The organism is Litorivivens lipolytica (assembly GCF_014191715.1).
GTDB lineage: Bacteria > Pseudomonadota > Gammaproteobacteria > Pseudomonadales > Spongiibacteraceae > Litorivivens > Litorivivens lipolytica.
Genome location: NZ_JACHWY010000002.1, coordinates 804,615 through 822,858, shown reverse-complemented (window position 1 = coordinate 822,858; position 18,244 = coordinate 804,615). Strand labels below are relative to the sequence as shown.

The window sequence follows — 18,244 nt, the reverse complement described above, 5'->3', positions numbered from 1 at the left end:
ATGATTGTCGTCACATCACCACACAAGTGCCCACACAAATTACTTAATCTCGATTTGTTAAATAACTCGAAGCCGCCAGGGCTTTCGATGTCGCTGTAGGTGTGTTCCCCCAAGCGAGGATGCGCATTATATAGATGCCGGATTTCACTGCAAGCCCTTTTTCAAAAAAAATGTAAAAGAATTTCAGGTGGTTATTTATTGCTCAATAGCTACAACCACCCTGCCGCAGTCTTATATAGGTAAGGATACTGACTGGCGCTCAAAAAGCGCACTGCTATGATCGAATAACCCAACAACCGGCTGCCATTGTTACTCGCATGATCTCGCTGCTCAACGCGGCCGCCGCAGTATCCATTTTTGCTGCGATTCAGGCCCTCTGGCTAGGACACTTAAGCCGTAATGTCCGTGTATTTCGGGCATTTGCCTTTATATGCGGGTTTAATGCAATTTTCCTGCTGGCCTCAGCAGCCTGGTACAACGCAGATTCACTAGCCCAGTCCTACAGCGCAGCGAAATGGCAAACCCTTGGCGGGCTTGGCAATGTTGGGGCCTTTGCCTGGCTGATAGCGCTGATTTCAGGCCAAATCAGGCACCGCTACGTCCGCACCGGCCTCTGGGTAACATCGGCGGTCTTGGCCGCTATTGTTCTACTGACTATCGCGACCCCCGCACAAAGCCTACTACCCGGTCTGGAGCTGGTAGGAAAAAAAACTTATCTACTGCAGAACGTTTTCTTAATAGAAAACCCCCAATCGCCGATGGGTGCCGCCATAAATATGCTCGTTCTGGCAATTTACGGGTGGTGCCTCACCGCTATGATATCGACCATCCGACGTGGCGATCGGATAACCACCTTGTGCCTGCTGTCTTACATTCTGATACAAATCGTCTCGATTATCGTTCGCACAGCTTATGATCTCGGTATAGGCGACAGCCGCTTTCCAACCGGGGTCCCACTACTCTGGCTGCTTGCCATCATTTCGATCTGCTACGGCAGAGAACACCAGCTCGCCGTCAAGCGACTCGAATCCCAAAGCACGAGGCTGCGCAAGGAAATAGACCGCCGCACCCAGAGTGAAACAAAGTTGCGCAAACAGGCTTACTTCGACGAGTTGACCGGCGTACCCAATGAGCTGTGGCTGCGCGACTACCTCAGCAAAGAGTTCGCTGGGGCGGCGCCCTGCCGCGTGGTGATGCTGGCTCAGATTCGAGACTTCAGGGGCATTCGCCTGCGCTTCGGTAACACTAACGCCGACCAGCTTCTGAATACGATTGCAGGGCACATCAAGGAAACACTTGGGCCGGAAGACGTTATTGCACGCGTCCATGACAACACATTCTGCGTGGTAGTGAGCTCCATAAACGAGGCCTTTTTCCAACAGATTAACAACATCGACAGTGGCAGCTACCTCAATGACAATCTGATCAAACCCTTCTTCCTGGGGCGTCAGCGAGTCGAAATCAGTTTCAACGTGGGCATTATCGACGCCTGCAAGGAAGACACCGCCGAAAACCTCCTCTACCGCGTCGAACAGGCCCTGAATGAAGCGGTACAGCTCGGACGCAATCGCAGCGTATTTTACAACGATACGCTATCGGCCCAGCTTGCCCGCGACCGTCGCCTTGAGGCTGACTTCAAAACCAGCCTGGCCTACGGTGAATTCGAACTGCACTTTCAACCCAAAGTAAACCCGTCCGGTATCTGCCTTGGCGCAGAAGCATTAGTGCGCTGGAAGCATCACCAAGAGGGCATCATCCCGCCGATTCAGTTTATCAGTCTGGCGGAGCGATCCGGCTTTATGACTGATCTTGGCGCCTGGGTTATTCGCGACGCTTGCCGCTTTTTGCGCCGCGCGCAGGATCGCGGACTACGTTTGCCCGATCGACTGTCCATTAACATCAGCCCCTTGCAGCTCGCTGATGACAACCTGAAAGCCACCTTGACCGACTGTCTGGCGGAGTTTGCGCTAGAGGCCAGCCGGATTGAACTGGAATTAACAGAGTCTGCCCTGGTAGAGACAACGGCCGCCAACCAGGAACTTCTGGAATCCATTCGAGAATTAGGCGTCAGCATTGCCATCGACGACTTCGGGACGGGATATTCCTCACTGTCCTATCTTCAGAACCTGCCACTGGACGTACTGAAAATCGACAAGCGCTTTGTCGATAATATGGAAGAGCCGCAGGGTGAACAGCTGGTGCGCGCTATTATTCAAATGGGCCGAGCACTGAACATGGGAACGGTGGCGGAGGGCGTGGAGACCCAGCGCCAAATGGAAGCGCTGAAGCGAATGGGCTGCGACCAATTTCAAGGCTATCTATTCAGCAAACCCTTGCCGGAAGACAAGTTTTTACAGTGGCTTGCTGCCGGAAAAAGGCTGGCCGCGGCGAACTGAACCTACACCGCGGTTGCGAACAAGTGGTATTTTTTCTTGCCCAGCTTCACCAAGAAATACCGCCCGAACCGCGCTCGGTCCGCCGCAAACACCGCCGGTGAGTTCATCATATCGTCCAAGCCGACTGGCTGACCATTGATGAATACCGCATTACGACCCAATGCATCCTTTACCTGTTTACCCGATGCAGCCATGCCGGCATCAGCAAGCACTTGCGTCAACGGCGTTTCGCCAAGCGTTGACGGATCAAGCACCGAGCTGGGCAGACCATCCAATTGCAGCTGGGCATAATCTTCAGCAGACAATTGCTCATCATCACCACTGAACAGGGCTTCGGTTATGCGCTCGGCCGCCGTCAGGCCGCCTTGACCGTGAATCAGGCGTGTCACTTCCCGCGCCAGGATAGCCTGCGCCTGCGGGCGCCCTTGGGCAGCCTTGTCTGCCGCCTCGATCTCGTCGATCTCAGCCGGCGACAGAAAGGTAAAGAACTTTAGAAACTTGTAGACATCTGCGTCTGCGGTATTGAGCCAAAACTGGTAAAAGGCGTAGGGGGAGGTCTTGGCCGGATCCAGCCAGATCGTACCGGCTTCCGTCTTACCGAACTTGGTGCCGTCGGCCTTGGTGACCAACGGCAGGGTCAGACCAAATACCTGCGAACGATTCAGGCGGCGCGATAGATCAATACCACCTGTGATATTGCCCCACTGGTCGGAGCCGCCGATCTGCAGGGTGCAGTCATTGCGCTTGTTAAGTTCGGCAAAATCATAGGACTGCAGAATCATGTAGGTAAACTCGGTAAAGGAAATACCCTCACCTTCACGCTCGATGCGCTGCTTGACCGACTCTTTCTGGATCATGGCATTGACGGCGAAGTGCTTACCCACATCGCGCAGAAAATCCAGCACATTGATCTTGCCGATCCAGTCGAGATTATTGACCACTTCGGCAGAATTCTGGCCGCAGTCAAAATCGACAAATTGACTGACTTGGGCGCGGATCTTATCGACCCAGCCCGCGACAACCTCAGGTGTGTTGAGTTGACGCTCCTGAGCCTTGAAGCTGGGATCACCAATCAGCCCGGTAGCACCACCGACCAGAGCGAGCGGCTTATGCCCCGCGAGCTGAAAACGCTTGAGCGTCAGCAAGGGAACCAAGCTGCCGATATGCAGGCTATCTGCGGTGGGGTCAAAGCCGCAGTACAGGGTGCGGGAACCTTCGCTCAAATGCTTCGCCAGCTCGTCTTCGCTGCTCATCTGGGCGATCAGGCCGCGTGCCTGCAAGTCCGCAATCAGATCATTGTTTACCACCATCACACTCCGGATAAATTCTTATAGCCCCAGAAAAAAGAGCTGGCACAATACAGTAAAGGCCCCGAATTGCAAGCGCTCGGGGGTAAGCTAGCACTTTATCGCCAGCGTTTGATGCTCTATTATAGGTTTCCTGAATAAGTGTTTAAAAGCGCTACATTTACTGTCAGTTCTCATTCGTCCGTTGGCGGGTTATAGTGGTACATAAAAAAAGACGCGTCGGATTCATGCAACCAATATCAGTGTACAGGCAGGAAAGGCTCGAGCAGCGCAGACCACCGCGCAAGCAACTCGCGGCGGCCGCGTCGACCTTTGTTGCGGTTGTTCTACTCCTGTTATTGCTGCCCGGCGAACAGGCCGAGGCCAAGCGCACCGCCATTCCCTTACCGCTCGACATTACCCCCGCCGAGGTTGATCGCTTTAGCCCGGCTGCCGAGGAAGTCATTGCGCCGGTGAATCACTGGCAGGAAACCAAAGTCCGCAGTGGCGAGAGCCTCTCCATCATTTTTCAGCGTCACGGCCTCTCCGCGGCGGATGTACACGAACTATTGACCGGCACCGAACTGACCCGCCCGCTGACCCGGCTGCGGCCCGGTCAGGAACTGGCGTTTCATATCGAACACGGCAAGCTGCTGGGCCTGAAGGTCAAAAAGAGTGAAATGACCACCCTGCTCTACGAGCGCGCGCCGGATGGTTTTCAGGTATCCGAGCTGAATCGCGAACCCGAAATTCGTACCCGTGTGACCAGCGCAACAATCTCCAGCTCGCTCTACAAAGCCGCCGAAGATGCGGACATGCCCGAGCGCCTCATCATGGAACTGGCCAATATCTTTGGCGGGGTCATGGACTTTGTGTACGACGTGCGGGCCGGCGATCACTTTATTGTGCTCTACGAAGAACTCTATCTGGATGGCGAGCGCTACAAAGCCGGCAAGATTCTGGCCGCTGAATACGTCAACCGCGGCCGCAGCTATCAGGCCTATCGCTATACCAACACCTTGGGCAAAACCGGCTACTACGCGCTGAATGGCGAAAGCATGCAGAAGGCCTTCCTTCGCGCACCGCTGGAATTCTCGCGTATTTCATCCCAGTTCAACCCCAATCGTCTGCACCCGGTTTTCAAAACCGTACGACCTCATCGCGGCATTGATTACGCCGCACCACGAGGCACCCCGGTTTACGCGGCGGGCGACGGCCGTATTATTGAAGCCGGCTACACCAGAGCCAACGGCAACTACGTGGTTATTCAGCACGGCTCCCAATACATCACCAAATACCTGCATCTGGATCGCAAGGCCGTGCGCAAGGGCGAGCGAGTAGACCAGCGCCAGATCATCGGCTGGGTTGGCTCGACGGGCTATGCCACCGGCCCCCACCTGCACTATGAATTTTTGCTCAACGGGGTACATCGCAACCCCCGCACCATCCTCGACAAGCTCCCCAAAGCCAAGAAGATTACTGCTACGGAGATGAGCCAGTACCGAAAAGCCGTGCACGGTATGCACCTGCAGCTGTCTACCTATGCCGTGCAGGCAGGTTATCGCAGTCCGAGCAACGCCAGCGTCGACGCCGGCTGACATGGAGCGCTTTATCGGCATCATGTCCGGCACCAGTCTGGACGGGATAGATTGCGTTCTCTGTACACTCAATGCCGAAGGCCTCCCACAGGTGGAGGCGCATTACAGTCAGCCCTTTCCCAGCGAACTCCAAAACCAACTGCGCGCCCTCTGCCAGCCCGGCGACAATGAGATCGAACAACTTGGCAGGTTGGACCGCTGGCTCGGCAGTGAATATGCGAGCGCCGTTAATGCGCTGCTGAAAAAGACCCGGCGCAAGCCAGAAGACATCACCGCGATTGGCTGCCACGGCCAGACCATACGCCACCGCCCCCCTTCTGAAACGCACCACCCCGACCAGGCATTCACCCTGCAAATTGGGGATGCAAATACCCTTGCCAGCCAGACCGGCATCCCGGTTGTTGCCGACTTTCGCCGCCGAGACATTGCCGAGGGCGGTCAGGGAGCGCCGCTGGCCCCAGCACTGCATCAGGCGCTGTTCGCGAAAACCGGAACCTGCCGGGCAGTGGTCAATATCGGAGGGATGGCCAACATTACCTGGCTGGATGGCAACGATGCGGCTCTGGGTTTTGATACCGGCCCGGGCAATGTGTTGATGGACACTTGGGTACAACAGGCATTTGATCAACCCTTTGACGACAAGGGGCAGATCGCTGCCAGAGGCAGCGTGATTCCCGAGCTGTTGACCAAGCTGTTGAACCACCCCTATTTCCAATACCAAGCAGGCCCACGCAGTACCGGGCGAGAAGATTTTGATGCAGGAGAGCTGCAATGGGCACTGGCATCACTGGCCTCGCAACCCTGCGCGGAAGACGTACAAGCGACACTGCTCGAACTGACCGCCCAAACAATCAGCGACAGTCTGAGCCGCCTGCCGAAAATGCCCTCGCAGCTTTTTGTCTGCGGCGGCGGTGCCTTCAATACAGCCTTGATGCAACGCCTGGAAACCCTGATTCACCCCACACTGGTCGCGAGCACGGAAAGTCTCGGGCTGCACCCCTTGCACGTGGAAGCAGTCGCCTTCGCCTGGCTGGCTTGGCGACGACTAAACGCTCTGTCGGGAAATCTGCCGAGTGTCACTGGGGCTTCAAAAGAAGTCGTGCTAGGCGCCCTCTACAGCGCCTGACACTTAAATAGACAAGTACTTAGATAGAAAAGGACGAGCCGCAGCCGCAGGTGGTGCTGGCATTGGGGTTTTTGACCAGAAAGCGCGAGCCCTCCAGGCCCTCTTCATAGTCGACTTCGGCCCCGGCCAGATACTGGTAGCTGAGCGGATCAACCAACACGGTAACGTCTTCAATAGCGACGGCTGTGTCGTCGTCAGCCACCAGCTCATCGAAGGTAAAACCGTATTGGAAGCCCGAGCAACCGCCGCCCGTTACGAATACCCGTAACTTGAGTTCCTCATTGTCCTCTTCTTCCTTCAACGAACGCACCTTATGCACGGCACGCTCGGTCAGGCTGACCACGGTCGGGGTAAACTGCTCAACGCTGGACATACAACTCCTCACTCAACGACTGAGTGAAATTTTCAAATAACCGACTAAATCAATCAAGTTTACGGCAATACGGCAATGGCGCCGAGACCGGCAGTTTCCTCAAGCCCGAACATCAAGTTCATGCATTGAATCGCCTGACCAGACGCACCTTTAACTAGATTGTCCTCCGCAGCAAGCACCACCACCATATCGCTCTGGGGTGGTCGATGCAGGGCCAAACGCAGTTTATTACTGCCTTTCACGCTCCGGGTTTCCGGGTGACTGCCCAGCGGCATCACATCCACGAAGGGCGCGTTCTGGAAACGCTCTTCAAACAGATATTGCAGTTCGTCGATGGCCACCGCCGGGTCGCGCAGTTTCGCATACAGTGTCGCGTGAATGCCGCGAATCATCGGCAACAGGTGGGGTGTAAACACCGCAGAAACCGATTCACCCGCCGCCCAGGACAAGCCCTGATCAATTTCCGGCATATGACGGTGACCGGACACGCCGTAGGCCTTAAAGTTCTCAGACACTTCGGTGAACAAGTTGTTCACCTTGGCCTGCCGACCGGCACCGCTGACGCCCGACGCCGCGCTGGCAATCAGGCTATTAAAATCTACCAGTTTCTGTTCCAACAAGGGCCAGAAGCCCAGCTGGATGGCCGTGGGGTAACAGCCGGCACAAGCTACGAGCCGCGCTTGCGGCAGTTTGTCACCGAAAATTTCCGGCAGACCATAAACCGCTTCTTCCAGAAGATTGGGGCAGACATGCTCTTCGCGGTACCACTCGCTCCAGAGCTTGGCGTCGCGAATTCGGAAATCCGCCGACAGGTCGATAACGCGGGCACCAGCTTTCAACAGCTCCGGCACACTGTTCATGGCAACATTGTGCGGGGTGGCGAAAAACACCACGTCGCAAGCAGCGAGCTGCTCGGTGTCAGGCTCGGTAAATTTCAGGTCGAGTCGGCCGCGCAGGCTCGGAAACAGCTCATCAACGGCCACCCCCGCTTCACCGCGCGAGGTAATCATCGCCACTTCCGCATCCGGGTGATCAACCAGAATCCGCAGCAATTCCGCGCCGGTATACCCGGTGCCTCCAACAATACCTACCTTTAACACTGTTTAGTCCCTGCCAAGTTCTTTAACTATTTGAAACCACAAGAGCACAGCCATTAGGCCTGCGGTGATAAGGCCCCGTATAATACTGGATTTACAGCGCACACGCGAAGGCAGGATGACCGAACTAACACCACCAAGCCGCCAATTCTCCGGCACGCCGAAATGATGCGCGACCTGTTGCCCCATTTCCGACGTCGTCTGGCTAGCCCCGAGGCCGCGCTGCCCTACGCAGTGCTTGGCATCGTCGCTGGCGCTGTTACCGCCGTGCTGATGATCCTTTTCCGGCTGGCATTAGAGTGGCCACTCGCCTACTGGCTACCCGGGGGTTCGGCGGAAAATTTCGAAGGTTTGCGCAGCCTGTGGCACTTCGCGCTGCCGTTCGGTGGCGCACTGCTACTCGGTATGGGCCTTCAATTTGTAAACCCTATCCACCGCTTTACCGGGATTCCCCATGTAATTGCCGCCCTGCACAATGGCCGCGGCCGCCTGCCACCGGGCAATATGATCACCCAGTTTATAGGCGGTCTGGTCGCTCTGTTGAGCGGTCAGTCCGGCGGGCGCGAAGGCCCGGCCGTGCATATTGGCGCCGCTGCCAGCAGCCTGTTTGGTGCCGGCTTGCGGCTGCCGAACAACAGCCTGAGGGTGATGTCAGCCTGCGGCACCGCAGCGGCGATTGCAGCATCGTTTAACACCCCGATTGCCGGCGTCATCTTCGCCATGGAAGTGGTAATGATGGAATACACCGTGGCGGGCTTTGTGCCGGTCATACTGGCGGCCGTGATTGCCACCACCCTGTCGCAGGCGGTATTCGGCGCCATCGTCTTTTTGCCGGCGGGCGACGTGAATATGAGTTCGCTGCTTGAATTACCTTTTATCGCTCTACTGGGCTGCCTTGGCGGCGTGCTGTCGAGTGTTTTTGTGCTGATTCAGAGTCGCTGTCTGCGTTGGGCCAATCGCCCGGTCTGGTTGCGACTGGGCATCGCCGGATTTGTCACCGGTCTGTGCGCACTGGCCGCACCGCAAGTGCTCGGCATTGGCTATGACAGCCTTCAGGCAACGCTGGACGGCAGCTACGGCCTGCAACTATTGCTGATCTTGATGCTGCTGAAACTCATTGCCACCTCGGTGTCTTGTGGCATGGGCATGCCCATCGGCATTATCGGTCCTGCCCTTCTGATCGGCGCTTTTGCCGGCGGCGCGATAGGCCAGCTTGGCGCCATGGCGGTGCCGACATTGGCAGCGGAACACAATTTTTATGTTTTGATGGGGATGGCTGCTGTGATGGGCGCCATCCTCAATGCCCCGCTTGCGGCATTACTGGCGGTTATTGAGCTGACCCACAACCTGAACATCATTTTCCCGGCAATGCTGGCGGTGATTGCAGCGCAGCTCGTACACCGGGAACTATTCAAGTTGCAGTCTGCGCACCAGACAACCCTGCTGGCGACCCAGCAGGCGGTGCGCGCCAATCCGGTAACGCTAACACTACTGCGAACCAGCGCTGCCGCCCTGATCGATCGCAACCTGCGACATGTGGCGCAGAAGCCCGACGCCGAGACGCTCGCCAACTTGCTTGAAAATCCGGTGCGCTGGCTGGTGATCACTAACGCCGAAGGGCAACGTATTATCGTCCATCGCGAGCACTGGTTTCCGGTATTGAGTGAGGTAGATGAGAAAGAGCTCGACAGCCTCGATCTTTTGGCTGCACTGGAAAACCGGCGCCGGACCGCTGCGTTTGATATCAACGGCACCCTGATGGAAGCGCTGGAAACCATGAATCAGGAAGGCCTAGATAGTTTATTCGTGACCGCCAGACGTCAGCGACGCGGGCCGCCGGACGAAGGGATTCTGACCCGTGAGGCCCTGTCGGACCACTACAACCTACCCATTCGTTTTTAGCGCGCACAGGACTGACAATGCTCTGGATCAAAGCTCTGCACATCATCGCCATGGTCTGCTGGTTCGCCGGCATCTTTTACCTGCCGCGGCTGTTCGTGTATCACACCATGGCCGAAGAAAGCGCAACCCGCGAACACCTGAAAATCATGGAGCGAAAACTCTACCGTTTTATTTCCCCTTTTGCGGTGCTGACCGTGGTGTTCGGTTTGATCCTGCTCTCCCAAAACTGGAGCTACTACCTCGGCGAAGTCTGGATGCAGATCAAGCTCGCACTGGTAGCCGCACTGGTCGCCTATCACCTGTATTGCGGTGTGCTGGTCAAGCGCTTTGAACAGGACGAAAACGTCCGCAGCCATGTTTTTTACCGCTGGTTTAACGAGGCACCGGTGCTGGTCTTGTTCGGCGCCGTCATACTGGTGGTGGTGCGCCCCCTGTAAAGTCAGGCCCAATCAGGGATAATCCCGCCCATTATTTTCGTCAATGTAGTTACAAGAGAGAAACAAGAGAGACAGTATGCAAGGTTCAGAAACCCTCTTCGAAGCCGCCAAACAACGCATCCCCGGCGGGGTTAATTCTCCGGTTCGCGCCTTCAAGGCCGTCGGCGGTACGCCTGTCTTTATCGACCGGGCCGAAGGTGCCTATCTGTTTGATGTCGATGGCAAACGCTACATTGACTATGTCTTGTCCTGGGGGCCGATGCTGCTGGGCCACGCCAACCCCAAAGTGCTCGACGCCGTGCGCAAACAGCTCGACAAGGGCTTGAGTTTTGGTGCGCCTACCGCATTGGAAACAGAACTGGCCGAAACTCTCTGCCAACTCGTGCCCGGCATGGACCAGGTGCGCATGGTTAACTCCGGCACCGAAGCCACCATGAGCGCCATTCGTCTGGCGCGCGGCGCCACCGGTCGCGACAAGATCATCAAGTTTGAAGGCTGCTACCACGGTCACTCCGATTCCCTTTTAATCAAGGCCGGTTCCGGTGCGCTCACCTTCGGTGTACCCAGCTCGCCGGGCGTTCCCAAATCACTGGCCGATCACACCGTCACCCTCACCTACAACGATATCGAAGGCGTAAAGCAGGCCTTTGCAGAAATCGGCGATCAAGTGGCCTGCGTGATTGTGGAGCCGGTCGCGGGCAATATGAATTGCGTGCCCCCCATCCCCGGTTTCCTCGAAACTCTGCGTGAGCAATGTGACAACAGCGGCGCCCTGCTGATTATCGACGAGGTCATGACCGGCTTCCGTCTCGGCCCGCAGGGTGCTCAGGGCTATTACGGTGTCACCGCCGATATCACCACCCTCGGCAAAGTCATGGGCGGTGGCATGCCGGTTGCGGCCTTTGGCGGGCGCAGTGACATCATGCAGCAGCTCGCACCGGCTGGCCCGGTGTATCAGGCCGGTACCTTGTCTGGCAATCCACTGGCGATGGCTGCCGGTTTAACCATGTTGAAAGCGGTTCAGGAAAACGACTTTTACGAGCCGCTGTTTGCCAAAACCGATGCGCTGGTTAAAGGGCTGCGCGAACGCGCCGATGCGGCTGGCATCCCCATGACCAGCAATCATGTGGGCACCATGTTCGGCGTCTTTTTCACCGAAGAAAAAACCATCACCAACTATCAGCAGGTCATGGCCTGCGACACGGATCGTTTTAATAAATTCTTCCACGGCATGCTGAATGAAGGCGTTTACCTGGCCCCGGCAAGCTATGAAGCGGGCTTCCTGTCGGCAGCCCATAGCGATCAGGATATCAACGACACGCTGGCGGCCGCCGAGCGTGTCTTTAAAACTCTACGCACCTAAAAGCAAGCAGGAGTCAGGCATGAGCAAATCCCTATCCCGAGGCCCCTTCCCCGCCACCCGAATGCGGCGTATGCGGGCGGATGATTTCTCGCGCCGCCTGATGCGGGAGAACAGATTGTCGGTGGACGATCTGATTTATCCGATGTTTGTCCTCGATGGCAAAAACCAGCGTGAGGCCGTCGCCTCCATGCCGGGCGTGGAGCGATTCAGCGTCGACCTGTTATTGCAGGAAGCCAAGGAGCTGGTCGAGCTGGGCATTCCCGCCATTGCCCTGTTCCCGGTGGTCGATGCGGCGGGAAAATCCGAGCTGGCCGAAGAAGCCTACAACAGCAATGGCTTGGTTCAACGCTGCGTCAGCGCCCTCAAGGACAGATACCCGGAGCTGGGCATCATCACCGATGTCGCCCTCGACCCTTATACCACCCACGGTCAGGACGGCATTATCGACGACAAGGGCTATGTGCTGAATGATCGCACCGTCGATACGCTGGTCAAACAGGCCCTGTCCCATGCCCGCGCAGGCGCCGATGTCGTCGCTCCCTCAGACATGATGGACGGCCGCATCGGCGACGTACGCCAGGCACTGGAAGCCGCCGGTCATGTGAACACCCGCATTCTGGCCTACTCGGCCAAGTACGCCTCCAGTTATTACGGACCTTTCCGCGATGCGGTTGGCTCGGCGGGCAATCTGGGCAAGGGCCATAAATACAGCTACCAGATGGACCCGGCTAACAGCGACGAAGCCCTGCACGAATGCGCCCTCGATCTGCAGGAAGGCGCCGATATGATTATGGTCAAACCCGGCATGCCCTATCTGGATATTGTGCGCCGGGTAAAAGATGAACTGGCCGCGCCGACCTACGTGTATCAGGTCAGTGGCGAGTACGCCATGCACTGCGCCGCCTTTGAAAAAGGCTGGCTCGACCGCGAGGCAGTCATTATGGAATCCCTGCTCGCCTTCAAGCGCGCCGGCGCCGACGGCATATTGACCTACTTCGCAAAAGCGGCGGCAATCATCCTGCGTGACCATGCCAAATAGGGGCAAACGCTAGGAAACGTCACTGTTTTTGCATAAACTCGACCCATCACGCTCATAACAAAAGAGGCTATACAACGTGAATAAGAAACTTCTGGGCGCCGCACTGGCGCTGGCTCTGCCCTTCAGTGCACAGGCAGACATTATTGGGGCAACAGCTGGGGCCTACAGCTGGAATCAAGGTTGGTCTGGTGATCTGCGCGGCGAGGAGACGGGCGATGACAAGATTGATCTCGAGGATGATCTGGGCTTTGACGATGAGCGCGCCAACAGCATTTTCGTCGCGCTGGAGCATCCGATTCCCGTGCTGCCCAATATCCGTCTTGCCAGTACCGAGATGGAAATTAAAGAAACGGGGACTCTGACGCGCTCGTTTAACTACGACGGTAAAACCTATACCGCAAACAGCCAAGTTACCTCAGATTTCGACCTGAGCCATATCGATGCCACGCTGTACTACGAAATCCTCGACAATATCGTGTCAGTCGATGTGGGCCTGACCGCACGGATGTTCGATGGGGACGCCACCATCAGTGATGGCAACCAGACCGGTACCTCAGACATCGATTTCACCATTCCTTTGCTGTATGTCGGCGCCCGTGTTGACCTGCCATTGACCGGCCTCTACGCCACTGGTGAGATCCACGGCTTGAAGGTCGATGACGACTCTATCATCGATACTAAACTGGGCATTGGCTACGAAATCGGCATTGTCGCTTTCGAAGCGGGCGTTCGTTCCTTTGAAATTGACGCGGAAGACGACGACGCGGAATTCAACATGACCGTCGAAGGTGCCTTCCTCGGTGTAGTCGTTGATATCTGATCGACCGCCACAGTACCACGCAAAAAGCCCGGCATTGCCGGGCTTTTTTGTGCCTGTTGTCACTTGAGCAAAACGCCGCCTTTAAGTAGTCTCTGGTCGCAGTGCGCAAGGTGACGTATGTTTCGAATCACAACTCTTATTCCCCTTATTTTTCTACTGGCGGCTTTGCCTGCCCAAGCCTGTCGCTGCCTTTGGGAAGGCAATTTCACTGAACTGGATCTTGAAGAACACACCATCGTGTTGGGTGAGGTGCAGAGTCACGCCGGCAACTCCATGGATCTGTCCGTTATGGAAGTGCTGAGCGGCAAACTGTTTCAGGAACAGATCCGAGTCTGGGGCGCCATCGGCAATCTGTGTCGGGCGGACGTCAAGGAATTTGAAAAAGGCAGTCAGTGGCTGATGGTGCTGGACAGTATTGAAGAAACACCGGAGTGGGGTTTCAACCCCAGCACGCCCAACTTCAGCTATGGCCGGGTCGGCGATTTCGAGCTGAGCCGCTGCGGTGTGTATTGGCTGAAACACCACAATGGCTATCTCAGTGGCAATGTAGATGACGCGCGTCGCTGGTTCTATCTCGACCGGAAAAAGTCTCCGGTGAGTCTCGAGCTGATCAAAGCCTTTATTGATGGCCGCGCGGACAAGGAGCTGCTGGCGGAAGCCGCTGCACCCCGTGAAGGCAAGGAAGCGCTGCAGCTGAATACGCGAGTATTTCTTGAGCAGCAGATGCGTGAACAGCATCTGCGCGAAAAACTGGAATCACTGGAAGAGACTCACTAGCTCGTCCAGCATGGCCAGCGACAAGCCCCAGATCCGGCGCTCCTGATACCAGTAGCAGGACAGCTCAATTTTCAGCCGACCCTTCTCCCAGATCATCTTTTCCCGGTTGCCTTCATCCGCCAGAAAATTGAGCGGCACCCAGATGACCTCGTCCACTTCGTAATTGGGTCGCGGTTCCGGAAAACGCTTTAAGGCGTAGACATAAGGCGTAATCACCATGGGCCGCAGGCCACTGTGGGGCTGGGTCATAATATCTGACAAGCGGCCAATACAGTGGCCCACTTTAGCGGGGTCGACCCCGATTTCCTCGCGGGTTTCCCGTTCCGCGGTGGCTTTGCTGTGCTGATCGTCGGTTTCCATCCGGCCACCGGGAAAAGCCATATGACCGGACCAGCGATCGCCTTCCCGCTCGGCGCGTTTAATCATCAACACTTCAGGCCCTGCCTTACCATCGCGCACCAGCATGGCCACGGCCGATCGTTTAACCCAACGGCGAAACCAGCGCTTGCGTGGCCGAAACGGTGACAGGGTTTCCTGCACCTGATTCAGGGTTTTGAAGACCTCAGTCGAAGACATTGCGGAACCACTGAAAAATATTGGGGAGGGTGCGCACACAGCGCGGGGATTCCTGCGTGGGCCAGGAACCGCCGATAAAGGGCATCTGCCGCGCTCCTTCACACCAGGCATGACTGCCGCGACCATTTTCCGGATCAATCCAGCGATACGTTACACCCTCAACTGGCTGGAAGGGCATCGGTTGGCGACTGGCACCGGCCATGAATTGTCGCCAGGCCTTGAGCGCGCCCGCCGAGCCGGTCAAACCGGTGGGCGAATTGTCGTCATTCCCGAGCCAGACGGTGGCGGCGTAATCCCCGGCAAACCCGGAGAACCAGGAATCGCGAAAATCATTACTCGTGCCCGTTTTACCTGCAACGCGATAATCTGCCGGCAAGGACTGATACACCGCCTTGCCGGTACCTTCGCGCACGGTTTCGATCATCGCATACTGCAGCAGGTGCACAGCGGCCTGATCCACAGTTTGCCGCGGCTTCTGTGGGTAACGGGCCAGCAGCTGACCGCGACTGTCAGTCACCGCATAGATGGCTCGCAGGGATTGTAGTCGGCCATTCGCCGCCAGCGTCTGATACATGGCATGCACTTCAATAGGTGACAGTTCCGCCGCCCCGAGCAGCATGGCCGGCACGGCCGGGAGAGGACGCTGAACCCCCAATTTTTTCAGTGTGAGGAGCACCTTGTCGATGCCCAGCTCCAGGCCGAGGCGCGCGGCCGCGAGATTGTAAGAACGCGACAGCGCTTCATGAAGCATGACCCGCCCGTGAAATTCCTCGTCATAGTTCGTCGGCTTCCACAGACTGCCATCGGGGTTTTTCACCGCAATCGGGTTGTCATCGATAAAGGTCGACAGCGTATAACTGTGGGGCTCCTGCAGGGCGGTCAGGTAGATCGCTGGCTTAATAAGCGAACCCACCGGTCGCAGCGCATCGAGGGCACGATTAAAACCGGCGAAGCGCGGTCGCCGCCCGCCTACCATCGCAATCACATCGGCATTGTCGACAGAGGTCACCGTCATCGCGCCCTGAAGTTCGGATTGACGCGAACCGAATCCATCCAGCGTTGCCGTGAGCGCCTGCTCGGCGTGACGCTGCACCAGCGGATCGAACGGCGTGAACACTCTGAGACCTTCGGTTGCCAGATCGGCATTGCGGTAGTCCCGGCGCAACTGCCTTCTGACCAAGTCGACGTAGGCGGGAAAGACCCCTTCCAGCGCACTGCTCTTGGCCAATTGCAGAGACTGCGCCTGCTGGACTTTTAGCTGCGCCTGCGACAACCAGCCCGCCTCAGCCAGTTCTGCCAGTACCAGATTGCGGCGCTCTTTTGCGCGCTGCTCGTGACGCCAGGGCGCGTAATAGGACGGCCCTTTGACCAAACCCACCAGCATGGCGGTCTGGGCCAGATTCAGCTCTTCCAGAGGCTTGTTGTAGTAGTGGCGCGCAGCCAGCGCAAAACCGTGAATCGCGCGAGAGCCTTCTTGCCCAAGGTAGACCTGATTGATGTAAGCCTCGAGGATTTCATCCTTGCTGTAGTGCACCTCCAGCAGCAAGGCCATTACCATTTCCTGGAACTTGCGCCACAGGCTTCGCTCGCGGGTCAAAAGCACATTTTTGACTAACTGCTGGGTAATGGTGCTGCCGCCCTGCACCGTGCGTCCGGCTTTCAGGTTGGCGAGCATGGCGCGGGCGATACCGCGCGGTGAAATACCAAAATGTTCGTAGAACTGCTTATCTTCAACCTGCAGGAGCACTTCCACCAGCATACGCGGGGTATTTTCCAGCCGCACGAGCAGGCGATCCTCCTGCACATTCGGGTAAATACCGCCGATGACTGTGGGCTCCAGCACGACTTCTTCCAGGGGCTCACCGCCCATGGCTTCTACCCGGCGCACGCTGTCGCCGGAAAAATGCACCAGCACCCGCCCTGCCTGACGCTGCTGATCCGGAAAGGCGAAATCGCGGTAGTGCAGCGCAAAGGTCATTTGCTGGCGGTAGTAGCTGCCGGGATAACGCAGCCGCGAATCATTCTGGTAGCCGAGCAAACCCAGCTCGTATTCCAGTTCCTGCGGCGTGAGCGGCACGCCGGGGGCCAGGATCAGCGGCCGGGCGTAAACCTTGGCCGGCTGCTGCCAGCGCACATCGCTGAAAGCGGAGCGAACCTGAATATCGCAGTAAATAAGGAAGGCAAAGGCCACCACACTGAAAACAACGAACAGCTTGAATAGCGTCTGAAAGCGGAAAAAACGTCTGGGTTGGCGCTTGCGGGCCGAAGATTTCTTTTTTGGCATCGTCGTAGTCTAGCAGGCTCCAAAGAGGATGGTAGCGGAATGACAGGGCCGGTCAGGCGCGGCCAGCTTACTTTGCAAAACGGTTTTCAAACCGGATAATGCGGCGTCACTTTTCATCAACAGCGGAATCAACATGAGCAAATACCACATCTATGGCCTCGGCGCGGCACTGGTCGACACAGAAATCGACGTGAGCGATAGCGATTTGACCAATCTCGGCATCGACAAGGGTCTTATGACGCTGGTAGATCGCGAGCGCCAGGAAGCCATCATGCAAAGCCTCGACGGCCATCTGGTACACGCCAAACAAGCCAGTGGCGGTTCCGCTGCCAACTCCATCATCGCGGCAACCTACTTCGGTTCCAGCACCTTTTATTCCTGCAAGGTTGCCGACGATGCACTTGGCGAATTCTACATGAACGATCTGCGCGCGGCAGGCGTGGACGCCGACTACAGCCAGAAAAGTACTGAAGGTGTGACGGGGACCTGCCTCGTGATGATTACTCCCGACGCCGAACGCAGCATGAACACCTATCTCGGTATCAGCGAAACCCTCTCCACGGCCGAGCTTAATGAAGCCGCTCTGGCAGATTCCGAGTATCTGTACATGGAGGGCTATCTGGTTACTTCACCGACCGGTCGCGCTGCCGCCATTCGCGCTCGCGAAGTCGCAGAGCAAAACGGCGTCAAAACCGCGCTGAGCTTTTCCGATCCCGGCATGGTGGAATTCTTCCGCGACGGCCTGCAGGAAATGTTGGGCAATGGCGTAGACATGGTGTTCTGCAATGAGGAAGAGGCCTTGGGTTGGGCCCAGTCCCGCAGCCTTGATGAAGCGGTCGCGGCCCTGAAGAAAGTCGCCAAGACCTTTGCCATTACCTTGGGCGCCAAAGGCGCGCTGGTATTCGATGGTCATGAGCTGATCGAGATTGCGCCACGTCAGGTCAAGGCCATCGACAGCAACGGTGCAGGCGACATGTTTGCCGGCGCCTTCCTCTACGCGATTACCGCAGGCAAAAGTTTTGCGGAAGCCGGTCGACTGGCCAGCCAGTCAGCGGCTGAAGTGGTTAGCCATTACGGCCCCAGGTTGCCAGCGGCGCGGCACGGAGAGTTACTGGCCGCTCTGTGATAAGTAATGCGCGGGCGGAGTCGCCCGCGCTTTTAGCCCTGCAA

General features: G+C 57.0%; 15 protein-coding genes. 10 read left to right on the top strand and 5 right to left on the bottom strand.

What is annotated here, in order from left to right; all coding sequences use genetic code 11:
- Nucleotides 1-317 precede the first annotated feature (317 nt).
- The gene (locus tag FHR99_RS12120; RefSeq protein WP_183410934.1) at nucleotides 318-2,396 is read left to right on the top strand and encodes a putative bifunctional diguanylate cyclase/phosphodiesterase; all 2,079 of its coding nucleotides are present in this window, start codon (nucleotides 318-320) and stop codon (nucleotides 2,394-2,396) included.
- A gap of 2 nt (nucleotides 2,397-2,398) precedes the next feature.
- Here the strand turns inward: FHR99_RS12120 and tyrS are convergent, their stop codons facing one another.
- Nucleotides 2,399-3,709 (bottom strand): tyrosine--tRNA ligase, encoded by a 1,311-nt coding sequence (tyrS, locus tag FHR99_RS12115; RefSeq protein ID WP_343067552.1) that lies wholly within the window; start codon nucleotides 3,707-3,709, stop codon nucleotides 2,399-2,401.
- A gap of 221 nt (nucleotides 3,710-3,930) precedes the next feature.
- Between tyrS and FHR99_RS12110 the strand changes: the two genes are divergently transcribed.
- Both FHR99_RS12110 and FHR99_RS12105 read left to right on the top strand, forming a co-directional pair.
- Nucleotides 3,931-5,280 carry a peptidoglycan DD-metalloendopeptidase family protein gene (locus FHR99_RS12110; protein WP_183410932.1) on the top strand — a complete coding sequence of 450 codons (1,350 nt, stop codon included), beginning with the start codon at nucleotides 3,931-3,933 and terminating at the stop codon, nucleotides 5,278-5,280.
- Nucleotide 5,281: 1 nt separating this feature from the next.
- On the top strand, nucleotides 5,282-6,406 hold the full coding sequence (locus FHR99_RS12105) for an anhydro-N-acetylmuramic acid kinase (RefSeq protein WP_183410931.1): 1,125 nt from the start codon (nucleotides 5,282-5,284) through the stop codon (nucleotides 6,404-6,406).
- 19 nt (nucleotides 6,407-6,425) lie between these two features.
- On the opposite strand, the gene erpA is transcribed toward FHR99_RS12105, so the two are convergent.
- Both erpA and argC read right to left on the bottom strand, forming a co-directional pair.
- Complete coding sequence (gene erpA / locus FHR99_RS12100; RefSeq protein ID WP_183410930.1) at nucleotides 6,426-6,779, bottom strand: iron-sulfur cluster insertion protein ErpA; 354 nt, start codon at nucleotides 6,777-6,779, stop codon at nucleotides 6,426-6,428.
- Nucleotides 6,780-6,838: 59 nt separating this feature from the next.
- Nucleotides 6,839-7,879 carry an N-acetyl-gamma-glutamyl-phosphate reductase gene (gene argC / locus FHR99_RS12095; protein WP_183410929.1) on the bottom strand — a complete coding sequence of 347 codons (1,041 nt, stop codon included), beginning with the start codon at nucleotides 7,877-7,879 and terminating at the stop codon, nucleotides 6,839-6,841.
- 162 nt (nucleotides 7,880-8,041) lie between these two features.
- Between argC and FHR99_RS12090 the strand changes: the two genes are divergently transcribed.
- The 6 genes from FHR99_RS12090 to FHR99_RS12065 all read left to right on the top strand — a co-directional run bounded on the left by FHR99_RS12090 (nucleotide 8,042) and on the right by FHR99_RS12065 (nucleotide 14,214).
- The gene (locus FHR99_RS12090; RefSeq protein ID WP_183410928.1) at nucleotides 8,042-9,778 is read left to right on the top strand and encodes a chloride channel protein; all 1,737 of its coding nucleotides are present in this window, start codon (nucleotides 8,042-8,044) and stop codon (nucleotides 9,776-9,778) included.
- Between the two features lie 17 nt (nucleotides 9,779-9,795).
- A complete protein-coding gene (hemJ, locus tag FHR99_RS12085) occupies nucleotides 9,796-10,215 on the top strand; it encodes a protoporphyrinogen oxidase HemJ (protein ID WP_183410927.1) in 420 nt (139 codons plus the stop codon).
- 76 nt (nucleotides 10,216-10,291) lie between these two features.
- Nucleotides 10,292-11,578, top strand: a complete 1,287-nt coding sequence (gene hemL / locus FHR99_RS12080; protein WP_183410926.1) for a glutamate-1-semialdehyde 2,1-aminomutase — start codon at nucleotides 10,292-10,294, stop codon at nucleotides 11,576-11,578.
- 19 nt (nucleotides 11,579-11,597) lie between these two features.
- The gene (hemB, locus tag FHR99_RS12075) at nucleotides 11,598-12,617 is read left to right on the top strand and encodes a porphobilinogen synthase (protein ID WP_183410925.1); all 1,020 of its coding nucleotides are present in this window, start codon (nucleotides 11,598-11,600) and stop codon (nucleotides 12,615-12,617) included.
- 76 nt (nucleotides 12,618-12,693) lie between these two features.
- Nucleotides 12,694-13,437: a TIGR04219 family outer membrane beta-barrel protein gene (locus FHR99_RS12070; protein WP_183410924.1), complete on the top strand. Its 744-nt coding sequence runs from the start codon at nucleotides 12,694-12,696 to the stop codon at nucleotides 13,435-13,437.
- Nucleotides 13,438-13,554: 117 nt separating this feature from the next.
- Complete coding sequence (locus FHR99_RS12065; RefSeq protein WP_183410923.1) at nucleotides 13,555-14,214, top strand: hypothetical protein; 660 nt, start codon at nucleotides 13,555-13,557, stop codon at nucleotides 14,212-14,214.
- On the opposite strand, the gene FHR99_RS12060 is transcribed toward FHR99_RS12065, so the two are convergent.
- Both FHR99_RS12060 and mrcB read right to left on the bottom strand, forming a co-directional pair.
- Nucleotides 14,194-14,790 carry an NUDIX hydrolase gene (locus FHR99_RS12060; protein WP_183410922.1) on the bottom strand — a complete coding sequence of 199 codons (597 nt, stop codon included), beginning with the start codon at nucleotides 14,788-14,790 and terminating at the stop codon, nucleotides 14,194-14,196. The genes FHR99_RS12065 and FHR99_RS12060 overlap by 21 nt on opposite strands.
- Nucleotides 14,777-17,074: a penicillin-binding protein 1B gene (gene mrcB / locus FHR99_RS12055; RefSeq protein WP_183410921.1), complete on the bottom strand. Its 2,298-nt coding sequence runs from the start codon at nucleotides 17,072-17,074 to the stop codon at nucleotides 14,777-14,779. The genes FHR99_RS12060 and mrcB overlap by 14 nt, the downstream gene beginning before the upstream one ends.
- Nucleotides 17,075-17,207: 133 nt before the next feature.
- Between mrcB and FHR99_RS12050 the strand changes: the two genes are divergently transcribed.
- Nucleotides 17,208-18,200, top strand: coding sequence for an adenosine kinase (locus tag FHR99_RS12050; protein WP_183410920.1), 993 nt, complete (start codon nucleotides 17,208-17,210; stop codon nucleotides 18,198-18,200).
- Nucleotides 18,201-18,244: the final 44 nt, after the last annotated feature.